The following is a 16625-nucleotide window of genomic DNA, read 5'->3' on the forward strand; positions in this document are numbered from 1 at the left end:
CTATGAGCAACAAAGCACAACTCGACCCTAAGGCCTTCCAAGGGGTCGTCGACGGCAAGGAGGTACGCCTCTACAGCCTCACCAATAAGCAAGGCGCCGAAGCACACTTCATCAACCAAGGCGCCAAGCTCGTCTCCCTCATCGTCCCTAGCCGCTCGGGCTGGACGGATGTCGTCATCGGACACGACAGCCTCCAGGAGTATCTCGATAGCGAAGAAGCCTACTTCGGTGCCATCTGTGGCCGCTATGCCAATCGCGTAGCCAAGGGCAGCTTCAGCCTCGACGGGGAGAGCTACCAGCTCCCGATCAATAACGGCCCGAACACACTGCACGGCGGCCTCAAGGGCTTCAACGCCGTCATCTGGGACGCCGAACAGACTGCGACGAATAGGATCGCCTTCCGCTACGTCGCTGCCGACGGCGAGGAGGGCTACCCTGGCGAGCTCCACGTAGAGGTCGTCTATACCCTTACGGAGGAGCACGAGCTGACGATCGAGTACCGCGCTACCACGAGCAAGCCCACCATCCTCAATCTGACGAATCACTCCTACTTCAATCTCTCTGGCGACGGGGATGCCTCTGTGCATGACCACAGCCTGCAGATAGACGCCAAGGAATACCTCCCCACCGACGAGACAGCTATCCCCTACGGAGCCCCCGCGGCAGTAGAGGGCACGCCCATGGACTTCCGTGAGCCTCATCTCGTGGGCGAGCGCATCGACACTGCCTGGGACCAGCTCGTCTGGGCACGCGGCTACGACCACACCTACATCCTCGACAAGCCCCTGGGCAAGCTGGGTCGCGCCGCACGCTGCTCCTCGCCCAAGACAGGCATCGTCATGGAGGTCTACACCGACCAGCCTGGTGTGCAGCTCTACACGGGCAACTGGATGAGCGGCAATATGCGTGGCAAGCACGGACACCGCTACCCTGCGCGTGCCGCTCTCTGCCTGGAGACGCAGCACTACCCCGATAGCCCCAATCGTCCCGAATACCCCTCGACGCGCCTCGACCCAGGGCAGGAGTTCCGCTCCACGACGGCCTTCCGCTTCACCGTAGAAGGCTAAGGCAACGCTAACTAACAAACTCCATTCACATAAACAGTAAGTAATGACACAACAGAAACAGACGCAGAGCTACCTCGTGCCCTTCGTCATCATGGTAGTGCTGATGGCCCTCGTGGGACTGATCACGAACCTAAACGGGCAGTTCCAGGCACCTATGCAGGCCGCCTTCCTGCAGAAATCAGGCTCACTGACCAATGCGCTCACGACGTTCATCACCTTCGCCTTCTTCAGTGGCTACCTAGCGATGGGTATCCCCAGTGCTAAGAGCATCGAGAAGAAGGGTTACAAGACGACGCTCATCAGAGGGCTGTTCGGGCTGATCGTAGCCTTTGGCCTGTATGAGCTCTCAGCCTATACATTCGAGGCCGTAGACCTGGCAAAGTTCCAGGCTGTTCAGGACGATCCCAATGCAGTGATCATACCGGTAGCCTACTACATCTTCCTCTTTGCAGGCTTCGTCGCAGGCTCGGCTATGACCTTCCTGCAGGCAGTGCTCAATCCCTACATCGTCGCTTGTGACGTGAAGGGTACGACGGGGGTCACGCGTCAGTCGATCGCAGGTACGGCTAACTCTACGATGGCTACGATCGCTCCGCTACTTGTGGCTTCGGTGATCTTCGCCGGCAAGAGTGGTCTGGACATCGCTCTTAGCTCGCTCTACATCCCCTTCCTCATACTCATCGTCCTGGTCGGTGGCCTCATCGTCGCTCTGATGAAGATACACCTTCCCTCGATCGCTAGCGCAGAGAAGAAGGAAGGCGAAGTCCTCGAGAAGAGCGTCTGGAGCTTCAGCCACCTCGCCCTCGGCGTCGTCGCCATCTTCATGTACGTAGGGGTAGAGGTCGCTGTCGGGAACAACATCAACCTCTATGGACAGAGCCTCGGCTTCCAGCCCAAGGACGCTGCCCTACTGGCTACGATCTACTGGGGCCTGATGCTCGTCGGTCGTCTCTGTGGTAGCTTCCTCAGCAGCATCAGCGCCAGCAAGCAGCTCACCATCACGGCTAGCGGCGCTGGCCTCCTCGTCCTGGGAGGTATGCTCCTAGACAATCCCTACCTCCTCGTCGGTGCTGGGCTCTTCCACTCCGTCATGTGGGGAGCGATCTTCTCACTGGCTATTGACAAGCTGGGTAAGTACACCTCGGCTGGCTCTGGTGCGCTGATGATGGGTATCGTCGGTGGTGCTATCCTACCTTTCGCACAGGGTATTCTCGCCGATAGCCTCGGTGGCTGGCAGTGGACCTGGATCATCGTCGTGGTGGCAGAGGCCTATCTCCTCTTCTACGCGCTGAGTGGTCACAAGGTCAAGCAGCTCCCCTAAGCACGCTACTAAGCATCACTCCCCATGCTCCTGGGCGCCGCGTGCGCTCCTGGAGCATGGGGAGTCTCCTCTACACACACATATCAATACACAGACACAAGACATGGACACGACACAGATCCGCAGCAAGTTCGCCGAGCTCTATGGCGAGCCTGGCATCCTCTTCACCTCCCCTGGACGTATCAACCTCATCGGGGAGCACACCGACTACAACGGTGCCTTCGTCTTCCCCGGTGCGGTAGACAAGGCCATGGTCGCTGAGATCCGCCTCAGCGGCACCGACCGCGTACGCGCCTACGCCCTTGACCTGGGCGAGAGCGCAGAGTTTGGTCTCAGAGAGGAGGACGCTCCGGAGCAGTCCTGGGCACGCTACATCTTCGGCGTCTGCCGCGAGATCCAGAAGCGTGGCGGCAAGATCGGTGGCTTCGACACGGTCTTTGCTGGCGACGTGCCTCTGGGTGCTGGGATGTCCTCTTCGGCTGCGCTGGAGAGCACCTTCGCCTTCGCGCTCAACGACCTCTACCACCTCGGCATCGAGAAGATGGAGCTGGCCAAGATCGGTCAGGCAACGGAGCACAACTACATCGGGGTCAAGTGCGGCATCATGGACCAGTTCGCCTCCGTCTTCGGCCAGGCAGGCAAGCTCATCCGTCTCGACTGTAAGAGCATGGAGTACGAGTACCACCCCTTCGATCCCAAGGGCTATCGTCTGCTGCTGGTAGACTCCGTCGTCAAGCACGAGCTCGCTAGCTCGGCCTACAACAAGCGCCGCGAGAGCTGCGAGGCTGCCGTCGCTGCGATCGCTAAGCGCCACCCTGAGGTCAAGTTCCTCCGTGACGCCTCCTTCGCCATGCTCGATGAGGTGAAGGCTGAGATCAGCGAAGAGGACTACAAGCGTGCCTCCTACGTCATCGGCGAGGTAGACCGCGTGCTGGCCGTCTGCGAGGCCCTCGACAAGGGCGACTACGAGACCGTAGGGCAGAAGATGTACGAGACGCACCACGGCATGAGCAAGCTCTACGAGGTCAGCTGCGAAGAGCTAGACTTCCTCAACGACCTAGCCAAGGAGCTGGGCGTCACGGGCTCGCGCGTGATGGGCGGGGGCTTCGGTGGCTGCACCATCAACCTCATCAAGGACGAGCTCTATGACCGCTTCGTCGCTGAGGCTAAGAGCCGCTACGAAGCTAAGTACGGCCGTACGCCTAAGTTCTACGACGTAGTCATCTCCGACGGCTCGCGTCGTCTCTAGGAGCGACTCCACCTATATCCAAGTGGCAGGCCGCTGCTCCTCACGCGAGGGGCAGCGGCCTGTCCTATTCTGCGACACCCTAGAGCCTACGCTCCTGACAGATATCAGTGAGTGCTCCGAGGGACGTCAGTCAGAGCGCTCACTGGCGTCCCTCAGCGCGCTCCGACTATAGCCTAAGGAGAAGCCCCTCAGTATCCGCCCGCGGGGAGGCCTTGACTGAAGCATCCCCTGAGGCCTAGAGTAGCTCTCTGCAAGGCTAATTAGCACCTCTTCCCTCGCCGTACACTGGGCTGCGCCCTAGCTACACGCATCTTGCTGCCCCTAGGGTGATTAAGGCTAAAAACGTATCTTTGTAGCGCTTTTGAGACCAGAGTGAGGCAAGAGCGCCACGTGCGTGCACCCTCTGAGACAGTTAGACCTAAATAGAATAGATACGCTATATGAGCTTCAAATTCCCTGAATACGAGGGGCTCAACCTCTCGGGAATCAACAAGTCCGTGCTACAGCGTTGGCAGGACGAGCACCTCTTTGACCGTAGCCTCCAGCTCCGTGAGGGAGCCCCTTCCTTCGTCTTCTACGAAGGCCCTCCCTCAGCTAATGGGATGCCTGGTATCCACCATGTCATGGCGCGCTCGATCAAGGATATCTTCTGCCGCTACAAGACCATGAAGGGCTATCGCGTAGATCGCAAGGCGGGCTGGGATACCCACGGCCTGCCCGTAGAGCTCGGCGTAGAGAAGGCTCTCGGTATCACTAAGGAGGACATCGGGAAGAAGATCAGCGTAGACGAATACAATGCCGCCTGCCGCCGCGAGGTGATGAAGTACACGCAGGAGTGGGAGGAGCTGACCCGCCAGATGGGCTACTGGGTCGACATGAAGCACCCCTACATCACCTACGACAACCGCTACATAGAGACCCTATGGTGGCTGCTGGGCGAGATCTACCAGAAGGGGCTGCTCTACAAGGGCTTCACCATACAGCCCTACTCCCCTGCTGCGGGTACCGGCCTCAGCTCGCACGAGCTGAATCAGCCAGGCGCCTACCGCGACGTCAAGGATACGACCTGCGTGGCGCTCTTCAGCATCCTCGACCCGAAGGCTGAGCTCCTCGGGCACGGCGCGCCCTACTTCATGGCCTGGACGACCACGCCCTGGACGCTGCCCTCCAATACCGCCCTCTGCGTCGGCCCCGAGATCGACTACGTAGCCGTACGTACCTTCAATCCCTACAGCGGCGAGCCCATCACGGTCGTCCTCGCCGAGCAGCTGCTCCACAGCTTCGTCTCTGCTGAGCACGAGGGTGAGGAGGCGCTAGCCGCCTACCAGCCTGGCGACAAGAAGCTCCCCTACCTCATCGTAGCCCGCTACAAGGGGCAGGAGCTCGTCGGCACCCGCTACGAGCAGCTCCTCCCCTGGATGCGTCCCGACGGCGAGGCCTTCCGCGTGATCGCGGGGGACTTCGTCAGCACGACCGATGGTACGGGTATCGTACATATCGCCCCCACCTTCGGGGCCGACGACAGCAAGGTGGCTAAGGCCGCTGGCATCGCTGGGCTCACGGTGCTGGACCGCGAGGGCAACATCCGCCCCATGGTCGACATGCAGGGACGCCTCTACCCGCTGGAGCAGCTCGACGAGCAGTTCGTCCGTGATTTCGTGAACGTAGACCTATATAAGGAATACGCTGGGCGCTACGTCAAGAACGCCTACGACGATACGCTGGGGGATGACGATGAGACGCTCGACGTGACGATCGCCCTCCTACTGAAGGGGCAGGGCAAGGTCTTCCGCATCGAGAAGCACGTGCACTCCTACCCCCACTGCTGGCGCACGGACAAGCCCGTCCTCTACTATCCGCTGGATAGCTGGTTCATCCGCTCCACGGCTTGCCGCGAGGAGATGATGCGCCTCAATGAGACCATCAATTGGAAGCCTGAGAGCACCGGTACGGGCCGCTTCGGCAAGTGGCTGGAGAACCTCCAGGACTGGAACCTCTCCCGTAGCCGCTACTGGGGTACACCGCTCCCAATCTGGCGCACCGAGGATGGCAAGGAAGAGCGCTGCATCACCTCCGTCGCCGAGCTCTATGCGGGCATAGAGGAGGCGGTAGCTGCGGGCTTCATGACCGAGAACCCCTGGAAGGACTTCGAGCCTGGGGTCTACACTGAGGAGAACTATCAGAAGATCGACCTCCACCGCCCCTACGTGGACGACATCATCCTCGTCTCCCCCTCGGGCAAGCCTATGCGTCGCGAGACCGACCTCATCGACGTGTGGTTCGACTCAGGTGCCATGCCCTACGCTCAGGTACACTATCCCTTCGAGAACAAGGAGCTACTGGACAGCGGCCGCGTCTTCCCCGCAGACTTCATCGCCGAGGGCGTAGACCAGACGCGTGGTTGGTTCTTCACCCTGCACGCCATCGCTACGATGGTCTCGGGGACGAACTCCTACAAGGCCGTCATCTCCAACGGGCTCGTGCTGGACAAGAACGGCAACAAGATGAGCAAGCGTCTCGGCAATGCCGTCGACCCCTTCGCGACGATCGAGCAGTACGGCTCCGACCCGCTGCGCTGGTATATGATCAGCAACTCCTCGCCTTGGGACAACCTCAAGTTCGACCTTGAGGGCATCGACGAGGTACGCCGCAAGTTCTTCGCTACGCTCTACAACACCTATCAGTTCTTCGCGCTGTATGCCAACCTCGACGGCTTCGACACCGAGGCTCCACAGGTAGCACTTAGCGAGCGCGCCGAGATCGACCGCTGGATCCTCTCCAGCCTCAATAGCCTCATCCTCCAGGTAGACAGCGACCTCAACGACTACGAGCCCACACGTGCTGCCCGTGCTATCAGCGACTTCGTATCCGAGCAGCTGAGCAACTGGTACGTACGTCTATCGCGGCGCCGCTTCTGGGCTGGGGAGATGACCACGGACAAGCTCGCCGCCTACCAGACGCTCTACAGCTGTCTCGTGACGGTCGCCAAACTCATGGCCCCCATCGCACCCTTCTACGCGGACCAGCTCTACCGCGACCTCGTCGCAGGCCGTGCAGATGCTACCGAGAGTTCGGTGCATCTGGCGGACTTCCCCGTGGCGGATCGCAGCTGCATCAACAGCTCGCTGGAGCGTAGCATGGCCCTCGCCCAGTCCATCTGCTCGATGGTACTCGCCCTGCGCCGCAAGGTCAGCATCAAGGTACGCCAGCCCCTACAGCACCTACTCATCCCCATCGTCAACGAGGAGGACAAGCTCGCCATCGAGCCCGTCGTACCGCTGATCCTGAGCGAGGTGAACGTCAAGGAGCTCAAGTTCGTCTCCGACGGCGACGGCGTCCTCGTCAAGAAGATACGCCCCGACTTCAAGCGCCTCGGCCCACGCTACGGCAAGATCATGAAGGCCATCGCGGCCACCGTCGCCGAGCTGAGCCAGGAGCAGATCTCTACCATCGAGCGCACGGGCTCCCTCCAGCTGACGATCGCCGACACGCCAGTCGTCATCGAGCGCGAGGACGTAGACATCTACTCTGAGGATATCCCTGGCTGGCTCGTAGCCAACGAGGGGACACTCACCATAGCCCTAGACATCACGCTCACCGAGGAGCTTCGCCTCGAGGGCACGGCGCGCGAGCTGATCAACCGCATACAGAACCTGCGCAAGCAGAGCGGCTACGAGGTCAGCGACCGCATCACGATCGTGCTCCCCGAGGATGATGAGCTGACGCGTGTACTCGCTGTGTATGCCTCCTACATAGCCAAGGAGGTACAGGCCGACAGCCTCAGCCAGAGCGCTAGCCTCAACCCCACAGCAGAGCTAGAGCTGGACGACAAGCAGCTACCTATAGCTATCCAACGAGTCAATTAACCGTACTTCGCCCCACCATGCAGCCTTTCGGGACCGCATGGTGGGACTTACTCCACTACCCCCTATCCTATGAGTATCGAAAAGACTGCGTACACCGAGGAAGAACTTCAGGAATTCCGCGAACTCATCGAGGCCAAGCTCGAGCAGGCCATCCGTGACTACGAGCAGCTGCGTGAGAGCGCCACTAATTCCTCTGAGAATGACGTCGCAGACACCCTCCCGACGTTCAAGGCCGTGCACGAAGGTGCAGCCTCCCTCTCCAAGGGCGAGGCAGGGCGCATGGCCGAGCGTCTGCTCAAGTTCATTCATAACCTACAGGCCGCACTGCGCCGCATCGAGAACCGCACCTACGGCGTCTGCCGTCAGACGGGGAAGCTCATCCCCAAGGAGCGCCTACGTGCTGTCCCCCATGCGACGCTGAGCATCGAGGCCAAGCTCAACGAGAAGAAGTAACATGACATCAAGCAAGGGCACTAGCAAGGCTCTAGCCCTATGTAGCGGGCTCATCCTCCTACTCCTCATCATCGACCAGGCCTCCAAGATCTGGGTCAAGACCTCTATGGTAGAGGGCGAGATGATCGAGATCGCATCGTGGTTCAAGTTCTACTTCGTGGAGAACGAAGGCATGGCCTATGGCATCACGATAGGGAGCAAGCTGCTACTGACGCTCTTCCGCATCATCGCGATGAGCGCCGGGCTATACTACCTCATCCGCATCATACGGATGCAGCGCTTCTCGCTGGGCTTCTTGCTCACCCTATCGCTGGTTATCGCTGGAGGCTTCGGCAACATCATCGACTGCCTCTTCTACGGCGAGATCTTCAGCTCCAGTAGAGGAGCTGTCGCCCAGCTGGTACCCTGGGGCTCGGGCTACGGGGACTTCCTCCACGGCAAGGTCGTAGACATGCTCTACTTCCCCATTATCCGCACCACTTATCCCGAGTGGAGCCCGGTGCACGCGGGGGAGCCCTTCATCTTCTTCAGCCCGATCTTCAACTTCGCTGACGCCTGCATCTCTGTCGGGGTAGCGCTCCTGCTGCTCTTCTACAGACGCAGCTTCTCGCTCGCCCTAGAGCTCCTCTCGCCCCAGCGCACCGAGGAGACAGACAGCACAGCCCAGTAGTATGGCTCGTCCCTCGCGTCACGCATCCTCCCTCGCGCTGGGCTGCGGCCTTGCGCTAAGCCTCAGCCTCCTCTCCAGCTGCGGCTCCAAGCCCTGGAAGCGGCTTGGGGTCAAGACGATGCAGGAGCTGCTGCCTGAGATGGTCATCGCCGAGCAGAACTTCGCCGAGCGTAGCCTCCCCGACAGCCTACGCCTGGTGGGCTATGCGGCTATCCTTAGCCGTCACGACGCCACGCTCGCCGACTGGGATAGCTCGCTCGTATGGTACAGCCAGCATGACCTCGAGAGCTACAAGGACATCTACGACGCAGCGCACAAAGAGCTCGAGCAGCGGCGGCAGCTCTTGCAGGCTCGTAGTGACAGCCTCTCTACCCTTCAGACCAAGCTCTGGCAGTGGCAGGCGGGCAACGTCGACTCCGTGAACCTACTGCGGGATAGCGTCAGCTTCCACGCGGGGAAGGCCTACCTGGAGCGGAGCTTCAGCTACACGCCGGACCAGAGCTACGCCGCGGGCACGGAGCTGGCTTTCGTCCTGCGCCTCTCGGGGCAGTCTGCGCAGACGAAGCGAGCGCTACGCATGGAGCTCAGCCTCTGCTGCACGGACTCCACCGTGATACGCAAGACGCTTGAGCTCAAGGCCCCAGGCAAGCTCTACCGCATCAGCCTCCGCGTCCCCGAGGGCAAGCAGATGCGCTCCTCCTTCGGCCGCATCGTAGGCTACGTCCCCCAGCTCCCCAAGCGCGGCTTCTGGGCGATCGACAGCTTCAGCTTCGCTCGCTACACGGCCGCTGCTCTGACGGCACCGCCCCCTAGCCTCAATGGAGGAGCGGATACCCTACGAGACGCGCCAGCTCCAGGCAATGAAGTCCCGCCACCTCCGACGACGGCGGATACGGAGAGTAGCTTCTAGTACGTTTAGCTGATGCCTACCCCTCCCCCTAGCTACGTGAGCCATTACCTGCAGGTAGGCTCCCTGCTCTGCCCCATGGTGCTGGTGCGTCCGCTCGAGCATGGAGGCTTCGAGCTCGAGCCCTTCACTGGCGAGTGTGCCCGCACCGTCTTCCTCGAGGGGACGCTCCGACTGGAGGCTCCGACCTGCCCCTTGGCTGCCGAGGCTCGTCGCGCCCCGCTCGCCGAGCTGCAGCAGCTCCTCGCCAAGCATAGCGGCTGGCAGCTGCTCCTACCCTCCGTCCAGTAATCACTTACGGTCCACACATCTAACACCTCATTACCGATGACTAATAGAAAGGTCCGCGTACGCTTCGCCCCCAGCCCTACAGGGGCGCTCCACATCGGTGGCGTGCGCACAGCACTATATAACTACCTCTTCGCTAAGCGCCACGGCGGCGAGCTCCTGCTGCGCATCGAGGATACCGACAGCCAGCGCTTCGTCCCTGGGGCGGAGGCCTACATCATCGAGGCCCTCCAGTGGCTCGGGATACACTTCGACGAAGGAGTAAGCTACGGCGGCGACTGCGGCCCCTACCGCCAGAGCGAGCGCCGAGATATCTACCGCAAGTATGTGCAGCAGCTCCTCGACGCCGGCAAGGCCTACATCGCCTTCGACACGCCCGAGGAACTCGAGGCGCAGCGCAAGGCGCAGGCCAACTTCCAATACGATGCTACGACGCGCGGCTCGATGCGTAACTCTCTGACGCTCCCCGCTGAGGAGGTCGAGCGCCTCATCGCAGCAGACCAGCAGTACGTGGTGCGCTTCCTCGTAGAGCCCAATGTAGAGGTCGAGGTCGACGACATGATCCGTGGACGCGTCAGCTTCAACAGCTCGGTGCTCGACGACAAGGTCCTCTACAAGAGTGCTGATGACCTGCCCACCTACCACCTGGCGAACATCGTGGACGACCATCTGATGGACATCTCCCACGTCATCCGCGGCGAGGAATGGCTCCCCAGCTCTCCGCTGCACGTGCTCCTCTACCGCGCCTTCGGCTGGGAGGACACGATGCCCCGCTTTGCCCACCTGGCGCTGCTACTCAAGCCCGAGGGCAATGGCAAGCTGAGCAAGCGTGATGGCGACCGCCTTGGCTTCCCCGTCTTCCCCCTGCGCTGGGTCGATCCCAAGACGGGCGACGTCTCCTCAGGCTACCGCGAGAGCGGCTACCTTCCCGAGGCGGTGGTGAACTTCGTCGCACTCCTGGGCTGGAATCCCGGCATGGAGCACAGCGAGGTCATGAGCATGGAGGAGCTCGTCCAGTACTTCAACATCGAGAAGTGCAGCAAGGCTGGGGCTAAGTTCGACTACGAGAAGGGCAAGTGGTTCAACCATCACTACATCCAGGAGGCGTGCAACGAGCGCCTAGCAGAGCTGCTCCGTCCGCGCTTCGAGGAAGAAGGTATCCGCTACGATCAGGCCTTCGTCGCTAAGGTCATCGCGCTCGTCAAGGAGCGTGCCCAGACGCTGCCCGAGCTCTTCGATCAGGCCCTCTTCTTCTTCGTCGCACCTACGGAGTACGACCCCAAGACGGTCTCCAAGCGCTGGAAGGAAGATAGTGCCGCCCAGATGCGTGCCCTCGGCGAGCTCCTCTCAGGCCTCCAGCCCGAGCTGCCCGCAGGCAGCACCGAGGAGCAGGTCAAGGCCTGGATCGAGCGTGAGGGCTACGGCCTCGGAGCGGTGATGAACTGCTTCCGTCTCGCTCTGGTAGGTGCCGCCAAGGGTCCTCACCTCTTCGATATCACAGCGCTCCTCGGTAGGGAGGAGACCCTGCGTCGCCTCGAGCACGCGATTAACCAGCTAGGCTAAGTCACCGAGTTTGAAGAATCCGCTCTATAGCTTCGCGGGTATCCTTGCCTCGGCAGGGCTACACCTAGCGGCACGCTTCAGTCCCAAGGCACGCCTCATCATCGAGGGGCGCAAGGACACGCCGCTGCGCCTCGGGCGACTGGACGCGACGCGCCCCGTCGTATGGTTCCACGCCTCCTCGCTCGGCGAATTCGAGCAGGGACGTCCCCTCATGGAGGCCGTGCGTCGTGCGCACCCCGAGTATCAGATCCTGCTGAGCTTCTTCAGCCCCTCGGGCTACACCGTACGGCAGGACTATGCGGGAGCTGATGTGGTCGTCTATCTGCCCTCCGACCGCAGCTCCTCCGTCCGCCGCTTCCTCGACCTAGCACGTCCGTCCAAGGCTATCTTCATCAAGTACGACTTCTGGCCGACGATGCTCTACGAGCTGCGAGAGCGTGGGATACCGACCTATCTGATCTCGGCGATCTTCCGCCCTGACCAGCTCTTCTTCCGCCCCTGGGGCAAGTGGTACCTGCGCCTGCTGACGCTCTTCGAGCACCTCTACGTACAGGATGAGGACTCGCGCCAGCTGCTACAGCGACACGGCATCACGGCCGTCTCTGTGGCGGGGGATACACGCTTCGACCGCGTCATCGAGATCGCCAGCACCGCCCAAGAGATCCCCGAGGCAGCTGTCCTAGAGGGCAAGGTACTCGTCGCAGGCAGCACCTGGCCCGAGGACGAGGCCATCCTACTGCCCTACTTCAATCGCCTCTCGAGCGAGCACAAGCTCATCATCGCCCCCCACGAGATCCACGAGGAGCACCTCCAGGCCATCGAGGCTCAGCTTACCCGCCCCTATATGCGCTACAGCCAGCTGAAGGCAGGAGCGACGGGGGACTACGACTGCCTGATCATCGACTGCTTCGGCCTGCTCTCCTCCATCTACCGCTACGGGCGCTACGCCTGGGTCGGGGGAGGCTTCGGCAAGAGCGTACACAATACGCTGGAGGCAGCCGTCTACGGCATCCCCGTCTTCTTCGGGCCCGAGGTGCACAAGCACCGTGAGGTGCGCGAGCTCATTCGGCGCGGCCTCGGCTTCGTCCTCCATAGCGAGGAGGACTTCGCTGCCCTACTGCAGCGATTCGACGACGAGGCCGCTTGCCGCGAGGTCGCCCAGCAGCTCGAGCACTTCTTCGCAGAGCAGCGTGGAGCCACCGAGCAGCTCCTCAGCGAACTCTTCTAGGATAAGTCCTATATAAAGGCCAAGCCCCCGCATCTCGGATGATGCGGGGGCTTGGCCTTTTGGGTAGCTCGCGTACGGAGGCTAGTAGACGGCCTTGTAGCGGCTAGGGGTAAGGCTGGGGTCAAAGAACCACAGCTGTAGGTCCAGCAGGTCCAGCACCAGCTGAGGCTGTAGCTCGGCACGCAGCTGCTCGAGCTGTCGCCCGAAGCGGGGCCGCGACAGATGGGCGAAGAGCATCAGCTCGGGGCTCTGCCGACAGAGCTCCTGGAGCTGACACGTCAGTTCGTCTAGCTCCGCACCCTCCGTGGGCCAGCTCTCGAGGATGAGGCAGCTCCGCGGGGCGAGCTCCTGCGTCTGAGGCTCCAGCCCGAGGCAAGGCAGCCCCGCATGCTCTAGGTAGCGCGGCAGCATGCTCACGGCAGCCGTTCGGTAGGCGACCTCACTGGGGCGAAGCTCCTGCAGCAGGCGGTAGATGAGCTCCAGCGCTGCAGGGCTACGCAGCGCCTCCTGCGAGAGGCTACGCGCACGGACTCGGAGCTCCTCGCGCAGCGGAGCGAAGCAGTAATAGGGACGGCGGTTGCGTATCACGCTATGGATCAGCCCAAAGGCGAAGGGCGAGTGCACGCCGTCGCCACGCTGATTCAGCAGCAGGCGCTTGGCTCGCTTGAGGCCTTGCCCGAGCTGGAGCTTAGCCCCCAGCCGTGGTAGGCGGCGACGCAGGCGGGTGATGCTAGGCCTGCGCACCTTCTACTGCATCAGGCACGCCCTCAGCGCGCAGATAATAATAGAGCTGGGCAAAGTAGAGCCGCAGCACGGGATAGGCGATATAGATGCCGAGGACGAAGCTCGAGGCGAGGAAGCTAAGCCCCAGCGCAAGCCCCAAGGCTGCGAGCTGGAGGTAGAAGTGCCCCTCGGTCAGACGCCACGAGGCACGTAGCGCGGCCCATACCCCAAGGCCTTGGTCTACACTCAGGCTAGGAGCAAAGCTGAAGCGTAAGAGAAGGTAGGCACCAGGCACAAGCATGAGGCTGCCCCCTACTAGGAAGACCAGCTGCAGCACCAAGGCTAGGCCCATATAGGGCAACCAGCGGCGTAGCGCCTCTTTCCAGGGGAGGCGGTAGCTGCGGTCCCCCGTCTTGATCATCCCGAGGGTCGTCTGCGTCAGCCTGAGGTCAAGGAGCTGAGTGAGGCTCCACCAGACGAGGATAGGGAGGATGTAGCCCAGCAGCGATAGCGAGCTTCCCCCCTGCTCTAGCCCCAGCAGCAGCTTATCTAGAGGAAGGATGCTCCATACCCAGAAGCTGCCTAGACAAAAGATATAGAGGAAGGTCAACCATACGAGCCCCCGACGGCGCGTCAGGAGCAGCCAGCTGTGCCGCAGCGTGCGCCGATGCTCGAATGGTGGGAGAGGATGCTGTATCATAATGGAATAAGTTAATCGAGATTGACTCAAAAGCAACAGGACAAAGATACGGAATAAGGCTCCTTAGCGCAAGCAAACGCCGCTTCCCTGCTGGAGCTAAGGCTCCATACCGCCCGCTTAGCCCTTAGCCTAACTTACGACCAGAAGAGCCAGCACCTCAGCCCCAGCGGCGCACAGCTATGGGTGGAGTGCCCGTGAGGGATAGCAGTCAGCCCCCTGAGGGACGGCAGTGACGCGCTCCAGGGATATCCGTCAGGAGGCTAAGGGATATCTCTCACGAAGCCGAGGCGAGGCAGTCGGCGCACTTAGACTATACTCGGACTTAACCAAGGGCCTTCTGAGAAGATCTACAGTTCCTTGACTTACAGGTTCTTCATGAGCTCCACCAGGCATGCGCAGGCCGCTCCCGCTGCCTCTACATCCCAGCTAGATAAGTAGCGAGTGCTTAGGGCGAGTAGCCTTACTCGATGGACGAAGTGCAGGTCTTCCCCAGCCCTTAGAGCGCGGCTCTAAGGAAGGGAAGGTGCTTGGTGTGCTCCTTGCGCGCTCTATGTGCGGTAGTATCAGATAGTTTTTATACCTTTGTGGCACTTTTCACCCGCCCGTCTGAGCGCTGACTCCACGCGAGGGGCACGGCAGGGGCGGACGAGAGGTAACTCGTGTGTAATAATTAGTATGTTTAACTCAATGGAAAATTTGAACGCTATCAAGCCACTCCAGGACTTCAACTGGGATGAGTTTGAGCAGGGAGAAGTCTTCGGCACTGGCTCGCGCCAGGAGCAGGAAGCAGCCTACGAAAGCACCCTCAGCAAGGTGAAGAACCAGGAGGTTGTAGTAGGTACAGTCACGTCTATCAACAAGCGCGAAGTAACGGTCAACATCGGCTTCAAGAGCGAGGGGACGATCAGTGCCTCCGAGTTCCGCTACAACCCTGAGCTGCAGGTAGGCGACAAGGTAGAAGTCTTCATCGAATCGCAAGAAGATAAGAAGGGCCAGCTCGTGCTCTCGCACAGACAGGCTCGCATCGCACGCAGCTGGGATCGTATCAACGAAGCCCTCGAGAAGGACGAAGTGGTACGAGGCTACGTCAAGAGCCGCACGAAGGGCGGTATGATCGTCGACATCTTCGGCATCGAAGCCTTCCTCCCAGGTTCACAGATCGACGTACGTCCTATCCGTGACTACGATGCCTATGTAGACAAGACCATGGAGTTCAAGATCGTCAAGATCAACCAGGACTTCAAGAACGTCGTCGTATCGCACAAGATCCTCATCGAGGCTGAGCTCGAGGCCCAGAAGGCTGAGATCATCAGCAAGCTCGAGAAGGGCCAGGTCCTCGAAGGGGTCGTCAAGAACATCACCACCTACGGGGCCTTCATCGACCTCGGTGGTATCGATGGTCTGGTACACATCACGGACCTCTCTTGGGGCCGTGTACAGCACCCCAGCGAAGTCGTATCGCTCGACCAGAAGCTCAATGTCGTCATCCTCGAGTTCGACGAGGCCAAGAAGCGCATCGCCCTTGGTATCAAGCAGCTCCAGCCACATCCCTGGGATTCGCTCGATCCTAACCTCAAGGTGGGTGACAAGATCAAGGGTAAGGTCGTCGTCCTCGCTGAGTACGGTGCCTTCATCGAAGTCGCTCCCGGCGTCGAAGGGCTCGTACATATCTCAGAGATGTCCTGGACCCAGCACGTACGCTCCGCTCAGGATGTCCTGAAGGTAGGCGAAGAGGTAGAAGCTGTCATCCTCAGCCTCGACCGCGAAGAGCGCAAGATGAGCCTCGGCCTCAAGCAGCTCAAGGAAGACCCATGGGAGAACATCGACAAGCGCTTCCCCATCGGCTCGCGCCACACGGCACGTGTCCGTAACTTCACCAACTTCGGCGTCTTCGTAGAGATCGAGGAAGGCATTGATGGCCTTGTGCACATCTCTGACCTCTCCTGGACCAAGAAGGTCAAGCACCCCAATGAGTTCACCGAGGTTGGCGCTCCTCTGGACATCATCGTCCTGGAGATCGACAAGGAGAACCGTCGTCTCTCGCTCGGCCACAAGCAGATCGAGGAGAACCCTTGGAACGCCTTCGAAGCTAACTTCCGCGTAGGTAGCATCCACGAAGGTACGGTCAGCGAGATCGTCGAGAAGGGTGCTGTCATCGCTCTGCCCGAGGGTATCGAAGCCTTCGCTACGCCTAAGCACCTGGTCAAGGCCGATGGTACGCAGGCAGTCAAGGGCGAAGTCCTTCCCTTCAAGGTCATCGAGTTCAACAAGGATGCACGCCGCATCATCGTCTCGCACAGCCGCACCTTCGAGGACGAAGCTAAGGCTGAAGCTCGTGCCGGCGAACGTGCCGAGCGTGCTGAGCGTCAGCAGCGCCATCAGGATGCTAGCGCAGCCGTAGCAGCTACCAACGCCGCTACGGAGAAGGCCACCCTCGGTGACCTCGATGCTCTGGCTGCTCTGAAGGAAAAGCTCTCCTAAGAGCTCGCTCCTAGCAAGCTAACGACTCGCCCCCCTGAGGTTCATCCTTAGGGGGGCGAGTCCTATTATATATAGGAGTGGTGGGACTATGCTTGGCCCGCCCCACACA

General features: G+C 60.8%; 13 protein-coding genes. 11 read left to right on the forward strand and 2 right to left on the reverse strand.

All coding sequences use genetic code 11. The features are described from left to right. The first annotated feature begins 2 nt into the window (after positions 1-2). The 10 genes from J4862_RS04000 to J4862_RS04045 all read left to right on the forward strand — a co-directional run bounded on the left by J4862_RS04000 (position 3) and on the right by J4862_RS04045 (position 12612). Positions 3-1067 carry an aldose epimerase family protein gene (locus J4862_RS04000; protein ID WP_211789443.1) on the forward strand — a complete coding sequence of 355 codons (1065 nt, stop codon included), beginning with the start codon at positions 3-5 and terminating at the stop codon, positions 1065-1067. 43 nt (positions 1068-1110) lie between these two features. Continuing rightward, positions 1111-2388: an MFS transporter gene (locus J4862_RS04005; RefSeq protein ID WP_211789444.1), complete on the forward strand. Its 1278-nt coding sequence runs from the start codon at positions 1111-1113 to the stop codon at positions 2386-2388. Positions 2389-2491: 103 nt separating this feature from the next. Further along, positions 2492-3637 (forward strand): galactokinase, encoded by a 1146-nt coding sequence (galK, locus tag J4862_RS04010; RefSeq protein WP_211789445.1) that lies wholly within the window; start codon positions 2492-2494, stop codon positions 3635-3637. 440 nt (positions 3638-4077) lie between these two features. Next, positions 4078-7503 carry an isoleucine--tRNA ligase gene (gene ileS / locus J4862_RS04015; RefSeq protein WP_211789446.1) on the forward strand — a complete coding sequence of 1142 codons (3426 nt, stop codon included), beginning with the start codon at positions 4078-4080 and terminating at the stop codon, positions 7501-7503. Positions 7504-7572: 69 nt separating this feature from the next. Beyond that, positions 7573-7956, forward strand: a complete 384-nt coding sequence (locus tag J4862_RS04020; RefSeq protein WP_211789447.1) for a TraR/DksA C4-type zinc finger protein — start codon at positions 7573-7575, stop codon at positions 7954-7956. Position 7957: 1 nt separating this feature from the next. Continuing rightward, complete coding sequence (locus J4862_RS04025) at positions 7958-8626, forward strand: lipoprotein signal peptidase (protein WP_211789448.1); 669 nt, start codon at positions 7958-7960, stop codon at positions 8624-8626. 1 nt (position 8627) lies between these two features. Beyond that, the gene (locus J4862_RS04030; RefSeq protein ID WP_211789449.1) at positions 8628-9536 is read left to right on the forward strand and encodes a DUF4296 domain-containing protein; all 909 of its coding nucleotides are present in this window, start codon (positions 8628-8630) and stop codon (positions 9534-9536) included. A 12-nt stretch (positions 9537-9548) separates the two neighbouring features. Then, a complete protein-coding gene (locus J4862_RS04035) occupies positions 9549-9824 on the forward strand; it encodes a hypothetical protein (RefSeq protein ID WP_211789450.1) in 276 nt (91 codons plus the stop codon). Between the two features lie 36 nt (positions 9825-9860). Continuing rightward, positions 9861-11384 carry a glutamate--tRNA ligase gene (gene gltX / locus J4862_RS04040; RefSeq protein ID WP_211789451.1) on the forward strand — a complete coding sequence of 508 codons (1524 nt, stop codon included), beginning with the start codon at positions 9861-9863 and terminating at the stop codon, positions 11382-11384. A 10-nt stretch (positions 11385-11394) separates the two neighbouring features. After that, on the forward strand, positions 11395-12612 hold the full coding sequence (locus J4862_RS04045; RefSeq protein WP_249107453.1) for a 3-deoxy-D-manno-octulosonic acid transferase: 1218 nt from the start codon (positions 11395-11397) through the stop codon (positions 12610-12612). A gap of 81 nt (positions 12613-12693) precedes the next feature. On the opposite strand, the gene J4862_RS04050 is transcribed toward J4862_RS04045, so the two are convergent. Both J4862_RS04050 and J4862_RS04055 read right to left on the reverse strand, forming a co-directional pair. After that, positions 12694-13356: a hypothetical protein gene (locus tag J4862_RS04050; protein WP_211789452.1), complete on the reverse strand. Its 663-nt coding sequence runs from the start codon at positions 13354-13356 to the stop codon at positions 12694-12696. Then, positions 13343-14035, reverse strand: a complete 693-nt coding sequence (locus J4862_RS04055) for a hypothetical protein (RefSeq protein ID WP_211789453.1) — start codon at positions 14033-14035, stop codon at positions 13343-13345. The genes J4862_RS04050 and J4862_RS04055 overlap by 14 nt, the downstream gene beginning before the upstream one ends. A 687-nt stretch (positions 14036-14722) precedes the next feature. On the opposite strand from J4862_RS04055, the gene rpsA reads away from it, so the two are divergent. Beyond that, complete coding sequence (rpsA, locus tag J4862_RS04060; protein ID WP_211789454.1) at positions 14723-16516, forward strand: 30S ribosomal protein S1; 1794 nt, start codon at positions 14723-14725, stop codon at positions 16514-16516. Positions 16517-16625 lie beyond the last annotated feature (109 nt).

Source organism: Porphyromonas sp. oral taxon 275 (genome assembly GCF_018127745.1).
Taxonomy (GTDB): Bacteria; Bacteroidota; Bacteroidia; order Bacteroidales; family Porphyromonadaceae; genus Porphyromonas.